The 16266-nt window shown below is 46.3% G+C and carries 12 protein-coding genes; 5 read left to right on the top strand and 7 right to left on the bottom strand.

Translation table 11 applies throughout. The features are described 5' to 3' along the window. Positions 1-2: 2 nt before the first annotated feature. The 7 genes from BHV83_RS12445 to BHV83_RS12415 all read right to left on the bottom strand — a co-directional run bounded on the left by BHV83_RS12445 (position 3) and on the right by BHV83_RS12415 (position 9348). Complete coding sequence (locus BHV83_RS12445; protein WP_022321513.1) at positions 3-2012, bottom strand: family 20 glycosylhydrolase; 2010 nt, start codon at positions 2010-2012, stop codon at positions 3-5. Positions 2013-2018: 6 nt separating this feature from the next. Continuing rightward, complete coding sequence (locus BHV83_RS12440; protein ID WP_022321514.1) at positions 2019-3638, bottom strand: sialidase family protein; 1620 nt, start codon at positions 3636-3638, stop codon at positions 2019-2021. A gap of 94 nt (positions 3639-3732) precedes the next feature. After that, positions 3733-4983 (bottom strand): MFS transporter, encoded by a 1251-nt coding sequence (locus tag BHV83_RS12435; protein ID WP_005633703.1) that lies wholly within the window; start codon positions 4981-4983, stop codon positions 3733-3735. Beyond that, complete coding sequence (locus BHV83_RS12430) at positions 4970-6172, bottom strand: AGE family epimerase/isomerase (protein WP_022321517.1); 1203 nt, start codon at positions 6170-6172, stop codon at positions 4970-4972. Before BHV83_RS12430 ends, BHV83_RS12435 begins: the two co-directional genes overlap by 14 nt. A 13-nt stretch (positions 6173-6185) precedes the next feature. Continuing rightward, positions 6186-7103, bottom strand: coding sequence for a dihydrodipicolinate synthase family protein (locus BHV83_RS12425; RefSeq protein ID WP_005649724.1), 918 nt, complete (start codon positions 7101-7103; stop codon positions 6186-6188). 134 nt (positions 7104-7237) lie between these two features. Continuing rightward, complete coding sequence (locus tag BHV83_RS12420; RefSeq protein WP_005649723.1) at positions 7238-8452, bottom strand: ROK family transcriptional regulator; 1215 nt, start codon at positions 8450-8452, stop codon at positions 7238-7240. A gap of 722 nt (positions 8453-9174) precedes the next feature. Then, on the bottom strand, positions 9175-9348 hold the full coding sequence (locus BHV83_RS12415) for a hypothetical protein (RefSeq protein ID WP_182387873.1): 174 nt from the start codon (positions 9346-9348) through the stop codon (positions 9175-9177). Between the two features lie 232 nt (positions 9349-9580). Between BHV83_RS12415 and BHV83_RS12410 the strand changes: the two genes are divergently transcribed. The 5 genes from BHV83_RS12410 (at position 9581) to BHV83_RS12390 (ending at position 16232) form a co-directional block, all read left to right on the top strand. Beyond that, on the top strand, positions 9581-11257 hold the full coding sequence (locus BHV83_RS12410; RefSeq protein ID WP_122205660.1) for a tetratricopeptide repeat protein: 1677 nt from the start codon (positions 9581-9583) through the stop codon (positions 11255-11257). A 466-nt stretch (positions 11258-11723) separates the two neighbouring features. Beyond that, a complete protein-coding gene (locus BHV83_RS12405) occupies positions 11724-12911 on the top strand; it encodes a glycosyltransferase family 87 protein (RefSeq protein WP_005633667.1) in 1188 nt (395 codons plus the stop codon). 87 nt (positions 12912-12998) lie between these two features. Further along, the gene (locus BHV83_RS12400) at positions 12999-13607 is read left to right on the top strand and encodes an outer membrane beta-barrel protein (RefSeq protein WP_122205659.1); all 609 of its coding nucleotides are present in this window, start codon (positions 12999-13001) and stop codon (positions 13605-13607) included. 56 nt (positions 13608-13663) lie between these two features. Further along, positions 13664-14689, top strand: coding sequence for a Holliday junction branch migration DNA helicase RuvB (gene ruvB, locus BHV83_RS12395; protein ID WP_005645102.1), 1026 nt, complete (start codon positions 13664-13666; stop codon positions 14687-14689). 34 nt (positions 14690-14723) lie between these two features. Next, entirely contained in the window at positions 14724-16232 is a 1509-nt protein-coding gene (locus BHV83_RS12390; protein ID WP_005633664.1) for a lipopolysaccharide biosynthesis protein, read from the top strand. Positions 16233-16266: the final 34 nt, after the last annotated feature.

Here is a 16266-nt window from a genome sequence, read left to right as displayed (position 1 = left end):
GCTTATCGTTTCTTATCGGGTGAATAGACCAGGCCGTCCACAGCCTTTTCACCATCCGGTGTGACAAATACGAATGTGAACATCCACTTCGGCAAGCGGATTTCCGGCGCGGTGAACTTTCCGACCGGAAGTTTCATGAATACCTTGTTCCATCCTTTCTGCAGATGGACAGGCATGGGAGGACGCACGACACAATTCTCGTTGCCGAGCAGCACCTCGTTGGATTTGGTCCGGTGCGTTGCCGTCCATACCGGAGGCAGGATTTCCCGGTCGTTGACCCACACTCGGCTTTCCCGGTAATCCCATTTTCCCGGAAGTGGCGGCAAGTCCATTTCCGAACGGCTGTAGTTCTGAAACTCTATCCAGGCGCCTACATCCTGTGCTTTAGGCGAGTAGACCCAGGTCCAGGCATACGCCGTGTGGTTCTCTTGCGGCTCTTTGTAGATCCCTGGAACAAGCGTCCCCCAGACATGGCGGAGGTAGATGCCTGCGCCGGTCGCATCCTGTGTCTCATACGTCTTGTTTTCGTATGTATAGTGGGATTTCAACTCCTTTTCGGGCGGGAATGATGCCGTCAGGTCGCCTTGGTTCGGGAATGCGTCCGTAATACGCCACTTGACGTTCGTTTGTTTGACGTAAGCGAACGGATATCCCCCGAAACAATGTTCCTTATGCCAGAGCAGGCGGTTCTCGAAATCAGCGAAAGACTTGAACGACTCGCTGTCTTCCGATGGTAAAACCGTTCCTTGCTTGTCGAAATATTCAGTTCCACCCCCTCTCCACGCACGTTCGGCCATGGCGAGCATATTCGGGTAGAAATTATTCTGTTTGACGATATCGGCTTCCGACTGGATCATCCGGTCGTTCCAGATTGCCAGGATCGTGCCTGCCAGATCATCGCTGCCCTGCAGCTCGTTGTAGATGCGGCTGTTGTAGAGGGCGAAGAGGTCGGCAAACGTGTCGAAATGGTTCAGATAGTGGAAACGGGAGTCGATCGCCGGAATCCCTTTCTGGGCTTTTCCTCGGTAGCTCCACAGATGCGTCATGTCGATCTCTCCCGGCTTGTAGTGCCATCCCGGATTCCAGGAGATCACCTTTTTCCCCTTGGAGCGGACATAAGCGACCATTTCGGGTACGAAATCCGGATTGGTGAACTGCACCTCGTCTGTCCCGATATGCAGGTAAGGGACATCGAACGTTTCGCAAACCTCGTCGATCAGGAGTTTCAGTATCTTCATCCCTTCCGGGCTTTGCATGTCATGGCGGAAAGTACGGACGAAAGCGGCACTGTGTCCCGGCATGTCGATCTCCGGGATCAGCAGGACATGATGTTGCTTGCAGAAAGCGGCCAATTCCCGTGCCTCTTCCAGCGTGTAGTATTTCCCCGGCTGGCGGGTCGTGTTGACGCTGTCGTTCAGCATTGGGAACACCTTGCTTTGCAGGCGCCATGCCTGATTTTCCGTCAGGTGCCAGTGAAAGACGTTTATCTTGTAACGTGCCAGGATCGCTATTTCCCGTTTCAATTCGTCCGTCGAGATATAGGTGCGTCCTACATCCTGCATGAAGCCGCGGATGCGAAAGGCGGGCCAGTCGGTGATCTCGCATCCGGTGATTGCAATGCCGTTGCCTTTCTTTTCCGTCAATTGGCGTAATGTCTGGATTGCCCTGTAAACGCCCGTTTCGGTGATGGCTTCGATCTCCACTCCTTTTGATGTGACACGCAGTTTATAGGCTTCGTTGCGATTGAGAGGGATATCGGGGAAATCCTCCACCCATTTGACCGATAGTGCCGGATGGCTTGACGGATTGCCCGTTATCTTATTGCCTGCCGGTTGTTCCATGCCTATGGAACAAAAGTTTTCCGTAAGGGAAACAAAAGTTCCCCTATATTGAAACTTTTTCCCGTTCCATGCCACTTTCTGCGGCCATGGAAGCAAATGAGGGATATTGGCTGCCTGTGCTGCCAATATCCCTATATATAAACTTGTCAATATGAAGAGTATGCGCTTCATGCAGGACTACTTGACCAGATCGGTCAGTTTGACAGCTTGAAAAGTCATATGGGCGACGCTCGATTCGTAGAAGATGCCGACTGTCTCCTTGTCGATCATGGACAGGCAAGAATAACCCCAGCTTTCGTCTTCGTCCAGTGTCACTTGGTTGGAAAGCGGCCAGGTCATGCCTCCGTCGGTACTTACTTTTATGGTAATATGGTTACGTCCCTTCGTCGTGTTCGGGTTGGAGAAGATCAGCAGGTCTTTCCCCGTGATGTTGTCTTTAGCGTCCACGTGGATGAGGCTTGCCATACAAACCGGTTCCTGCAGGGCACTGCGGCTGGACGGATGTTCATACCAGGTCTTGCCCAAATCGCGGGTGGTGGCCACGGCGCGGCTGCCTCCCCGGTTGTCACGCATGTTCAGCATCAGGACACCCGGTTCGATCTCGGCTACCTGCGCCTCGGTCGTGTTCGTACGTGCCAGATTATGCAGATGCCAGGTGGTTCCCCGATCTTTGCTGTACATGATACCGGCGTTCGGTATACGGGTGGAGTCGATGAACTGGATCGGGAAAACCAACGTCCCGTCTTTCATCGTGATACCCCGGCCTGGTCCTTGCAACAGGAAGTACCAGGAAGGATCTTTCACCTGCGGAGTGATGTTGATCGGCTGGCTCCAGGTCTTGCCGTCGTCTTCGCTTTTGACGAGCATCAGCTGGGCGGTGCTGTCGGCCGACATACCCGGCATGGAATTCCACCAGGCGCGTCCGTTCCCCATGCCATGTGTCCAGGCAGCAACGATCCAGATCGTATTTGTCTTTTCATCCACCAGGATAGACGGGTCTCCCACACCGTTCTGTGCGTGAGGCAGACCTCCCGTTTCGCCGAACGTCATCGCAACACGCATCGGTTCCCAGGTCTGTCCTTTGTCGGTGCTGCGGCTTACCCCTATATCGACCATTTCCTGCAGGTCCACACTGCTGTTGTAGCGGATATCGTACACGCCCAGAAGCGTCCCGTTGTTGGTCGTTACCAGCCCCGGAATACGGTAGGCCGAAGCCCCGTCGTCACCGGCGTGGCGGACACCGATTCCCATGCGGCGGACATCTGATTTGCCGTCCCAGACAATTGTCGCCGGCATATTATTGATTTCAGCCATCGGCATCTGGACAGTAAAGGTCGTTAACAGGGAAGCCTCCGGTTTCATCTCGATACTGATCCAATAGTAGTTGACTCCTTCCACCATCGGCTGGTTACTGGTGAAGGTCACGACATTGGCGATATCAGTTACTTCGCTCTGCTTGATGGAGTAGGCGGGATTAGCAGCCTTTGTCTTGCCTTCTGCGTGACTGGAAATGTAGGAAACCGGACGGTAATGCTTTCCCTGCCGGGAGGTCGCTTCCGTTCCGCTATAGAAAAAGCGTAGAGCCTTTATGTCGTTTAAGTCGATTCCTTCTTTGAATTGCAGGGAAAGCTTGTTGAGTACATCCCCTTTGTGTGCCTGTACACGCATTTCCACCAGGATATTGTCTGTCCGGTCAATCAGTATCGGGATCTGCGGCTTTCTGACAAACAAGCTGTCGGCGGCAAAGGCTGTTTGCATGAAGAGAAGGAGGCTGAAGTAAAGAAAGATTTTTCTCATGATGTTTTTTGTTGATTGGGTTATTATAAAATAGGATTTCCAAAGATAATGACATTTGCAGGAAAAGTCAATACCTTTGGAAACCTTACAGGTTTTACTTGTCGGTCATGTTGACCGTTCTCGGACGTAAGAAGATGACTTCCACCACTAAGGCTACGAATACCAAGCTGGCCATCATTGCGAAATCATGCCCTAAGTTACCGGCATCCGTCGACTCGCCCAACAGTTTTGTGATGATCGCTCCGGCAAATACCCCGGTCATGTTCATAATGCCGTAGGCGGTCGCCCGGTAGCGTGGCGATACGAACTGGCAGAGGATCGGCATGTTGTTGGCGTCGAAAATACCGAAACCGATACCGAAACAGAGTCCGCCGCCGACAATCATGGCGAAACTGTCGCCGAATCCTAACAGCAGGAGTGCCGGAATGGTCAAGGCAAGCCCGATGGAACCGGTATAAATGCGTCCCCGTACATTCCGCTGAATCCATTTGTCGGACAAGATACCGCCCGCAATCACTCCGATGAAGGAAGAGATCGCGATCGTGAAGGTGGACAATGGCCCGGCTTCCGACATATCGATGGACAAATTCTCCGAAAACAAAGTCGGCAGCCAGTTTTTAGTAGCCCAACCCGGCAAACTCGAAGTGGCGAAATAGAGCAGGATGATCCAGAATGAAATGTTGACGAACAACATCCCCATTCCTTTTATAGCCGCTTTCACCGGACTCTCTTTCGGGCCGGGTTCCGAGTCAAGCTTGGCGACCGTATGATCTTTTTTCTCTTTCAGGAAAAGAATCAATACCAGACTATACGCGATTCCGATAATCCCGAACCAGTGGAAAGTCGTTTCCCAACTGTATGCTCCTGCGATCGTTGCTCCGAAGCCACCCAATGCCTGTCCGGTGTAGAGCCCGGTCATGTGGATTCCGACAGCTAATGATCGCGTTTTTTCCTGATGATAGTCCGTGATCAGCGAAAGTCCGGCAGGGATGTACAAGGCTTCGCTGACTCCCATAATGGCGCGGAGAATATAAATTTGGTTGAAATCAGTCGAATATCCCATCATCAGCGTGACGAACGACCAGACGAAGAGACTGCCGACGATCAGCCATTTCCGGTTGATCCGGTCGGCGATCATGCCGGCGACCGGGCTCATCAGGCCGTATATCCACAAGAATACCGCCATCAGGCGTCCGAAGTTCGTGGCTGATTCCAGTTCGGTAATATCGATCATCATGGCAGACTTCATGGTTGAAAGCATCTGTCTGTCCATGTAGTTTAACAAAGCCACGCCCCAAAGCAGAGCGACAACGATCCAGGGATAGTATTTCTTATTGTTTGTCATAGCCCTGAATTTCCTTACATAAAAGATGACATTTCAAAAGCATCCGGGGAATATGGAACGGACCTTTGTACATGTTTCCCTTTGCCGGCTGCGAGAGCGTCCCGTCGTAATGGAAATAGCCGAACCATTCGCCGTATTCCTTGTCTGGAAAACGGGCATACGTGTATTCGTTTATCTGCTTGTGCATTTCCAGGTATTTGGGATCGCCTGTGGCTTCATAGGCATACAACGTGGCGATGATGGCTTCGCACTGCGGCCACCAGAACTTCATGTCGTGCCAGTATTCCTGCTGCGGACGGTTCTTGCAATCCCTAAAATAGGTGATTCCACCGTGTGTTTTGTCCCAACCCCATTCCCAGGACCAGTTCAGGATCGTGAGCCCTATCTGCTTCAGCTGCGGGTCCCAGTTCCGGTGCTTGGCCTCTTCGAGGATGAACCATGCCGTTTCGATGGAATGGCCCGGATTGATGGTCCGGCCGGGAATCGAATCGATAAATTCGCCGTTCGGCCCGACCGTTTCGAGGATGGCCTTAAACTCCGGCTTCATGAAATCACGACGTAGTTCGGCTATCGACTCGTCGATCTGACGTGTCAGGACAGGATCATCTACTGCCTCCCGGATGCGGGCGGCAGTATCGATCAGGATCATGCAAAAGGAATGCCCTTTTGCAACGAATCCTTCTCTGAATTTGGGCTCTAATGCGCCCGGTGTGTTTTTGTAATAGAGAATCTGTTTGAACAGCTTGACTGCTTTTTCAGCATAGCTCTTGTCACCCGAAGCGATCGAATATTGAGCCATGGCGATTGCGGCAAACGTTTCGGAAAATACATATCGGCGTTTTCGTACGGGAGTTCCTGTTTTAGTCACCTCGTAAAACATGCGGCCGTCGGTATCGAAACAATATTTCTCGATAAAGTCGATCCCGTTTTTACAGGCTTCCAGCCATTCGGCCTGTTTTTCGAGGTTGTTGTAAGCATAAGCGAGAATAAAGGCGAACCGTCCCTGGAACCAGACCGATTTGTTCGTGTCCAGCAGCGAACCGTCCCGGTCCAAACAAGTGAAGTAGCCTCCGTTCTCATGATCGATACCGTATTTCAGCCAGAAAGGCAGAATGTCGGTCAGTAAATCATTTTTGTATTTTTCTCCCCAATATCCGAGGTATTCGGACGGTTTTGTTGTGTCGTTCATGGCGTTTATGGATTTAGAATTTATTGCATCTGTCGAAAAAATGAATCGCTTCCAGTTCGGCTTTCATAGCGGTCTCTTCCTCATCTGTCATATTCTGGAACGGTGTCCGGTTTTTACCTAAATCGAGCCCGATCAGCTTCATGATCCGCTTGCCACCCACGATATTGCCGCGATAACGACAGATCACGTTGATCACTTCCTGTGAGAAGTTCTGGCGTTCGCGTGCTGTTTCGAGGTCTCCGGCAGCCCAGGCTTCGAGTATCCCGGTCAGTTCTTTGCCGTTGTAGTTGGTTGTCCCGCCGATGCCGCCTTGTGCACCGCCCATTGCCAGGCATGGAAGGATTGTTTCGTCCTGTCCGTGAAGCATATCGAATTTGCCGTCTTTATATAAGCGGCATTGGTTGTATTCGTAAAGGCTTTCATATGTATATTTGATGCCGGCGAAGTTCGGGATACGCCCGTCTACCGCTTTCAGCAGTTCGACCATCGGTAGGAAAGCGCCGTTGAAAGCCGGGATGTGATAGTAATAGAAAGGAAGTTCAGGTGCTCCGGAAGCGATTTCTTCGCAGTATTTCACCAGTTCTTCTATCCGATTCACTTTCGGGAAAGGAGAGGCCATGGCTCCGATTCCCCAGGCTCCGATCTTTTGGGCATGAGCAGCCAGCTTATGGCTCGCTTTTACGCAGGTGCTGCCTACGTGTACGATGACCTTGAATCCGGAAGGCGCCACTTCTACCCATCTTTCAGCCAGTTTCATGCGCTCTTCGTCGGTCAGCATATAGCCCTCTCCCGAAGATCCGTTGATAAACACTCCCTTTAAACCGTTTTTGACCAGAAGCTTGGCATATGCTTCTATCGGTTCGTAATTTACTTCTCCGTTTTCGTAGAACGGTGTGAAAGGTGCATCAATTAAGCCTTTAATCTTTTCCATTATCTGAGCGATTTAATGTGTTTTATTGTCTGGTATTTTTTTTAATACCCGGCAAATGTAAATAAAATATTTTAATAATATAGCCTTGATTAAAATATTATTATAGATAATGGTCTAAAGAAAAGAATGTTTTATTAATAATGTATCATACCGAGTAGCTTACTTCTTGATAAGAGACATGCTCCGAATGCGCCTGCTCTTTCTCCTAATTTGGATATTTTGATTTCCGTGTCTTGGTTGACCAGGTTGAGCGAATATTTACGGATAGCACTTTTGACCGGCAGGCTGATATACTCACCTGCTAGTGAAAGCGTTCCGCCCAGTATGACCAGTTCCGGATTGAAAATATTCATCAGTCCGGCAATACCTTTTCCTAAATTTACGCCCATTTTTTCGAGGATGTCGATGCAAAGTACATCCTCTTTCCGCACTGCTTCGAGCAGGTCGCCGAGCGAGATTTCCTCTCCGCTGTCCAGTTTCCCGGCGAGTATGGTGTTGCTGCCTTCCCGGTAACGTTCTATCAGGATACGGTGGAAAGCCGATCCGGAAGCCTCTGTTTCGAGACAGCCTTTCTTGCCGCAATGGCATAGCACTTCGTTTTCGAACATGCAAAAATGTCCAAACTCCCCGGAGAAGCCGGATTTCCCGTAGTATAAATTGCCGTCGATGATGATACCTAGACCTAGTCCCCACGCCATATTGACGAACAGAATGTTCTTTTCTCCCTGTACGACTCCTTTCATATATTCGCCGTAGGTCATGGCCCGGCTGTCGTTTTCAATGAAAACTTTCGTCTGCAACCGTTCTTCAAGAATCTGAGCGAGGGGTTTCTCTTCGAAATAGAAAATGCTGTAACTATAGCCCGATGCTGGGTTCACGCGGCCGGTGATATTGACTCCAATCGCTAATATCTTATTCCGTTCGACAGGCAATGAAACGATGAAATCGTCAATAATCTTGCAGAATTGCTCCAGCGAGGCTGGTGTATTTTCAAGTTGGTATGGGATATTTTCTTCGAGTTGTACTTTGTCGCCTTTGAAGTCGATCGCTGCAATATTCAACTTGTCTTTCAGCATATCGACTCCCACGAAATATCCGGATGCCGGATTGAGGCCATAGATGTTCGGTTTGCGTCCTCCGTTGGTTTCCTGCTTTCCGAAGTCCAGGATATAGCCGTCGTCCTGAAGCTCGGCGACCAGTTTGGTGACGGTCGGAATACTCAGGTCCATTTCACGGCCCAGATCGGCAATGGTCGCATCGCCATTGGCAATATAGTAATGGATGATCTTCTTTTTCAGAAGTTCATTGCGGTTGTTATTATCGGAAGACAGTAAAAATTTTGTATTCATGGCTATAGAATATTATAATATTGAAATGGCTTCACAAAAGTATGTAAATTTTTTTCAAATATATGGTTGTGAAAATAAAAAATTCAGAGTAATCGTGCCGGAAGGTTCCATCCTACCATCATGCTTTTTACTTGAATGTTTATTTATATGGATGATAATGCACTGTTTATGTTTACATAAGCAGAATAGCCATTGACAAAACGGGGGCGTTTTTGTCATAAAAATGCCTCTTTTCGCTGGATAAGATGCAAAAACTGGGCATAAAAGTGCCCCTGGTATAGCGGATAAACTTCTCTGCATTCCCGGAACGGCTTCGCGCAGACCCGGGTCTGATGGGTACACCCGGGTCTCAAGCGGCTTTGCAAGCTGTTTTTGACAAAAGAAAAGCCTGTCTTGATGAAAAAAGAAGCCGTTTTAACAGGTTTCGCATCTGTTCCCGAACGGTCCCTGTTTTTATCGTATAATTGATACACAGCATGTTATCGTCTTTCGCCATGATGGTTATGATAGATGAATGATAGTTCAAAATGGCAACTATCATGCCATAACATATTGGTTTAAAACAATATACAAACGGACATGATAGTATGATGGTTGTTTTTGCAAAAACATTAGTTCTTCGTCACTTTCGGGGTAGGCCATGTGTTAAAGCTAATAAGTTTATTGCATAGCAAGGTAATGCTTGCCCTGTTGAATATTTCTGATCTCAAAGGCCAGTTCATCTACATGCTTGAGGATGCTTTTTGCTGTGGTGACATATAGTCCCTGCCTGTATGACCACGCATCAACTTGCATATGACGAACGGATGTACATTCAGACCTTTCAGATATTTCTTCAGGTTCTCTTCACCCGGCCCTGGAAGGAGTGTGATGGGCTTATGGGTGATGTTTCGCATTGTTCGGGAAAATCATTCGGATGATTTGGAAAAAGAGTTTCAAAAACGGTTGCTCTTTAAGCTAAGAAGCCTGAAAACAGGAATGTTAATATCGTCAGAAATCTTAAAAACAAATCAAATTGACAGCAACGAACCTGTTTTTATGATAAATCGAGTAGTTAAAAGGGTTGTCCTGATTATAAAAATGCGTACCTTTCCCTCCTGAAAACAACCGGTCTAACAATATATCCGTATGAAAAAAATATTCTTGCTTATCTTGTTGCCCGTCAGTCTCTTCTTTTCGTGTGTAGGAGACCGGATCGCATCGGAAACGATGGACCGGGCAGAAATACTTTTAGAAGCAAATCCGGATAGCGCTTATATCTTATTGAATGAGGTAAAAACTCCCGATAGGTTGAACGAACGGCAGTTTGCACGTTGGTGCATGCTGTATTGCCGGGCGGCGGATAAACTCTTCAAAGAAATGCTATATACCGAACAACTCGACCGGGCGTTGGTTTGGTATAAAAGTCATGGGGCCGCGGAACAACAGGCTTGGATGGGGCTTTATTTAGGGCGTTCGTATGTGAAAGATAAGCTTTTTATCCCGGCAATGAAGGCTTATTCTGATGCGTTGTCGTTGGCAAAAGAGAAGTATTTATATGATGTAGCAGGGTATATCTGTAGCTATATGGCAGACTTGTACACTTATACGGGCCAAAGAAGCGAAGAGCGGAGGAAGTTTGAAGAAGCGGCAGAATTTTTTAAGCAGGCCGGTAACGAGCGGAGTTATGCCTTTGCCCTGCGAGATGTGGCTAAAACATGGGCATTTGACGATTCTTTGTCGTTGGCGCTTCACTATATGTTAATAGCGGATTCTGTTATTACAAGGTTTCAAGATTTAAGGGGGATTAGTTCGATTTCTAATGGTTTGGGAAATATTTATGACTTAATGGGCGATGTGGAAAAAGCGAGAGCCTATTATAGTAGAAGTTTAAGTTCTGATACGATGGATCAAGTTCCCTCTTATCTGGCTTTGAGTGATCTCTATTATAATGAAAGCCTCCTTGATTCAGCCCGCTATTATTTAGCATTAGCCACAGGTCCGTCATTGAACCCTTATACATCGATCGATTGCTTCTATTTAGGTTACCTTATCGAAAAAGAAGCTGGTGATACAGAAAAAGCGCTTTCTCTTTTGGAACAATATCAGGCAAAGAAAGATTCTTTATATGATCAACAAAAACAGGTAGATATCATTGATGCAGAGAAACGGCATGATGTGGTCACTGTCGTTCAAGACAATAAAAAACTTGTTGCAGAGAAACAGTTTTTGTTTGCTTTGGCTGTTATCATTTGCCTTTTGTTGATTGTGGGTTATCAGTTGAGGGATAGGAAAAGACGGCTTGAAATAAATCGGCAGCAACAGTTTTTAGAAGAGGAAAAAAATCGGCATGAGAAGCAAGAAACGGAACAGGAAGGTCGCCTTCGGGAGTTAACGGCAGAGATGGAAAGGAAAGCTGCTGCGCATGAGGATACAAGTGAATATAAGAAAGAAATCACCGTATTAAGGGTGGAAAAATTGAAGCAATCCTCTTTATTTGAAACAATGAAAGAGCGCTGTCGGAAAGTAAAACCTGATATCGAACAAAAACTAAACGAAGAGGAATGGAGAAGCCTGATTCGTCTGATTGATTCCCTTTTTCCGAATGTCAGCGTTTTTGTGAAAGAAAATACGTTGGGTCTGACAAAAACAGAAACCAAGATCTGTTATCTCAGTTTCTTGGATTTGCACTTAAACGAGGAGGCTGTTCTTTTGGGAGTCAGTTCCGATTCGGCCAATAAGTTCCGAAGTCGTACTCGGCGGAAGCTGTGTCCGAATCAAAAAGGAAGCGATATAAATGGGTGTATCCTACAAAAAGGATGGTAATAGAGTAGATATGGGTATAAAAATAGGGACAGTTTTGTCTTCGGAAGTGTGGAATATACAGGTAAAGAGCATTAAAAAAGGATTTTGGAAGGATTTAGATCGTTTGCGTAAGCTATATGAAGTAAGTTTATGTATTTTATTATCAGTTTTATAGCAGCTGAGAAATAATTTTGTCCATATAAAAAGAAGGTTGTCCATATACCGATTTGTTGCATCCAATAATTCCCTCTATGTTTACATTTGAAAATATTAAACATAATATGAAGACATTTAGAAAAATTGGATGTTTACTGTTAATAGCGACATTTTCGTTTCCTTGCTTTGCCAAGAAACGAATATATCTGAAAGGGAAGTGGGATACTGCTCCTAAGTCTATTATCCCTAAACGACCTATTCAAGCATAGGTTGAAGACAACAACAAAGACTTGCTGTTGGAGTTTTTCGCTTAAACGATATTGGTTTTGACATGAAAGCTGTAAAAGAGATCAACTTTTTATCACATATATTTCAAAAGACTGTTTTTCATAGAGAAAGAACGGTCTTTTGGATATGGATGTCCTCTGGACTAATTTATGCAATAGTCAAATTGCTGATAGGTAAATATAATAACTATAAGATATTTGAAAATGTTTTTCCTCACGTAATTAACGGATTACATTTATATGTGGAGTATCCTACCGAATATTATGATGTAAACCATTATGGTCCGATCTTTGCGCTTGTGATTGCTCCATTTTCTATCTTGCCTGAATGGTTGGGGATGATTTTTTGGATTTTAATGAATACATATTTTCTTTTTTATGCTATTCGTCAGTTACCTTTCAATGAGAGTCAGAGGATTATAGTTTATTGGTATTCTTTGTGTGAGTTAATGACGGCGCAGGGGGTACAACAATTTAATATCTCTGTGGCAGCATTTATTATTCTCTCTTTTGTTTTAATTGAGAAAGAAAAAGAATTTTGGGCTTCTTGCTTGATTTTATTGGGAACATTAATAAAAATATATCCGATTGTAGGATTAGCTTTTTTCTTTTTTTCAAAACACAAATTGCGTCTTGTATTTTCCTGCGTTTTTTGGGGATGTTTGTTTTTGGTTTTGCCGATATTCTTCTCTCCGGGGACAGATTATATTTCTTCGCAATATATTGCGTGGTTGGAACGGTTGGAAATCAAAAATGGCCTCAATATGTTCGCCATATCTCAAAATATTTCTTTATTAGGAATCGTACGTAAGCTCACAGGCTGTTCTTTATATAGTGATTTGTGGCTGATTATACCGGGACTGATCCTATTCTTTATCCCTTATTTCAGAATTCAGCAATATAAATATCTCCGTTTTCGGCTCATGCTATTAGCTAATGTATTGTTGTATGTCGTGTTGTTTAGTACAGGAAGTGAAGCAAGTGGTTATATCACGTTGATGATTGGTGTCGCTATTTGGTATATTTGCAGCCCTTCTGTCCATAAAAGATATAATCGTTATCTCTTTTTTACGACCTTGATTTTTGTTGCTTTATGTTCTACCGAATTAGTTCCTCCCGGCATTCGACATCATATTATCGGACCATACGCATTAAAAGCTTGGCCTTGCACAATCGTTTGCTTTACGATATGCTATGAAATGATTTTTTTAGATTTCAAAGACAGGGTTTGAAAGGAAATATTTTTAGTAATATTTGATAGGGGGGGTCTCATTTTCCCGGTCATGTCAACAAAGTCAAACCAATAAAAGAGAGTTGATATGAAAAAGAGTGTGATGTTTTTATTGTTGAGTTTAGTGTGTTTATCTGTTTCCGCACAAAATGGGAAAGTGAAAAGTGGGGTAATAGGTGGTGTTTCGATGGATTGGTATAAGGATGAGGCGATGTCTAAAGGCAAAGTCGGATTTAATATACCGGATATGAAGCCTTCTTTTCATGTGGGATATCAGTTGCAGTTCGAATTGAAACACCGTTTATCGGTGGATGCAACTTTATTATATGGGCAGAAGCGGGGAGAAATTGCCTCGGTTGGCAATAAAGCGACTCCCGTTAAAGGTTACAAAAGTAAGTTTGCAAGGAATTACATGGCTTTGAACGGAGTTTTGAATTATAATCTGATCGGGAGGCTGAAGGTAGGAGTAGGAGTTGAGCCTACTCTCCATTTTAAGGATAATATTATGATTGGGAAGACAATCAAATCTGCCTTTGACGTGCCGGTCGTCGTCAAAGCCGCCTATGCTTTCAAATACTTCGATCTGGCCCTGACATACAAACATGGAACTTGCAATGTAATGAAAGGAGTCCCTTATATGAAATCGGGACGGACACGTGATCTGCAAGTTTCTATCTTTGTCCCGATATTCCGGTGACACAAGTTCAGAACCCGGTAATTCTTATTATCTTTGCCAGTCAAAGTAATAAGAGTATGGAAGATGAATTTGATATAAGGGATGCACGGGTTCCGGAGAGCGAGCGAGAGTATGAGAATGCGCTTCGCCCGCTTTCGTTTCATGATTTCAGCGGACAGGCCAAAGTAGTCGAGAACCTGAAGATTTTCGTGATGGCAGCCCGGATGCGTAAGGAGGCGCTCGATCATGTGCTGTTGCATGGGCCTCCCGGATTGGGAAAGACTACATTATCCAACATTATAGCGAATGAATTGGGAGTCGGCTTCAAGGTGACTTCCGGGCCGGTGCTGGATAAACCGGGCGATCTGGCGGGAGTGCTGACTTCGCTGGAGAAGAACGATGTCCTTTTTATCGACGAGATCCACCGGTTGAGTCCGATTGTGGAGGAATATCTGTATTCGGCGATGGAAGATTACCGGATCGATATCATGATCGATAAAGGGCCGAGCGCCCGTTCCATCCAGATCGACCTGGCTCCGTTTACGCTGGTGGGGGCGACGACTCGCAGCGGTTTGCTGACAAGTCCGCTCAGGGCGCGTTTCGGGATCAATATGCACCTCGAATATTATGAGATGGAGACGCTGACGAAGATCGTGCTGCGCAGTGCCGATATCCTGAATGTGAAATGCGAGTTGAGTGCTGCACGCGAGATTGCTTCCCGTAGTCGTGGTACACCCCGTATAGCGAACGCGTTGCTGCGTCGTGTGCGTGATTTTGCACAGGTGAAAGGATCCGGAGAGATCGATAAGGCGATTTCCTGCTATGCCCTGGAGGCATTGAACATCGACCGTTACGGCCTGGATCAGATCGACAATAAGTTGCTGACGACTATCATCGACAAGTTTAACGGCGGACCGGTAGGATTGACGACTATCGCGACTGCCCTGGGAGAAGATCCCGGAACGCTGGAAGAGGTTTACGAGCCTTTCCTTATCAAAGAAGGCTTTATCAAACGTACGCCCCGCGGCCGCGAGGTGACGGAGTTGGCTTATACCCATTTGGGACGGCTTCGCCCCGATGGAATACAAAGTTCGTTATTTTAATTGTCAATTATCAATTGTCAATTGTTTTTAAGTTATGGCAGGAGGAATGAAGCGTCTCGCAGGAGAGACCGCAATTTATGGTGTCAGCAGCATTGTCGGGAAATTCCTGAACTGGATGCTGGTTCCGATGTACACGCGTGTATTGGCTACCGAGAGCGATTTCGGGATTGTGACGAATCTGTATGCCTGGACAGCCTTGTTGATGGTGATATTGACGTATGGGATGGAGACCGGCTTTTTCCGGTTTATGAACAAGAAGGAGATCAAGCTCCCGATGCGGGTATATGCGACGACGTTGTTCAGTCTGGCATTCACTTCCGTCCTGTTTATGGTGTTTGTGTTCAGTGCGCTGACGCCGGTCAGTAACTTTCTGGGATATGGTGCACATCCTGAATATATCGGGATGATGGCGGGGATTGTGGCGGTGGATGCCTTCTGTTGTATTCCGTTTGCTTTCCTCCGGTATCAGGGGAAGGCGGTTCGCTTTGCGGCGATCAAGCTGCTGAATATATTCCTGAATATCGTATTGGTAATATTCTTCCTGATCGCTTGCCCGTGGCTGTATGAATGTGCGCCGAGGTTGATAGGCTGGTTTTATGTGCCCGGCTATCAGGTGGAGTATATCTTTGTCAGCAATGTGGTTACTTCGGTGGTGACATTTTTGCTTTTGGTGCCGGATATGATACCCGGGTTGCGCGAGAAAGCCAGTTTCGTGTTGTTGAAACAGATGTTGAGATACTCGTTCCCGATCTTGGTCTTAGGGATTGCCGGGATTTTCAATCAGACGGCGGATAAGATTCTGTTCCCTTTCCTGTTCGAAGATAAGGATTATGCAGCTACCCAGTTGGGGATTTATGGAGCCTGCTTCAAGGTGGCGGTGGTGATGGTGATGTTTATCCAGGCATTCCGGTATGCCTACGAACCTTTTATTTTTGCCAAGAATAAGGATGACGATAATACGAAAGCATATTCGGAGGCAATGAAGTATTTCATTATCTTTTCGTTGATTATCTTCTTGGGCGTGATGTATTATCTGGATATTCTGAAATATTTTGTGGACGCCAAGTATTATCCGGGATTGCGTGTCGTGCCGATCGTGATGCTGGGCGAACTGTTCTTCGGGATCTATTTTAACCTGTCGTTCTGGTATAAGTTGATCGACCAGACGCAATGGGGAGCCTACTTCTCGACGATCGGCTGCGTGGTGACCGTGTTGATGATCGTGTTGCTGGCGCCGGTTTACGGTTATATGGCGTGTGCCTGGGCTTCGTTTGCCAGCAACCTGTTGATGATGATTCTTTCTTATGCGATCGGGCAGAAGAAGTTCCCGATTCAATACGATATAAGATCAGCCGTTATTTACGGCATATTGGCGGTTTTATTCTATGCAGCTGGGATGTTGCCCCGGATCGATTCGGAAATCCTTCGCTTGGGCTATCGCACGGTTCTACTCCTGATTTTCCTGGCAATCATCATTAGACGCGATCTTCCGTTAAGCGAATTGCCTTATATCGGGAAAAGGTTTGCATCTAAGAAAAACTGAACTAATTAAATGATGATTTATGGGGCACGTCTGC

This window comes from Parabacteroides sp. merdae-related_45_40 (assembly GCF_001915675.1).
Note: the sequence above shows the minus strand (reverse complement) of the source record. Positions and strands in the feature narration are given on the sequence as shown.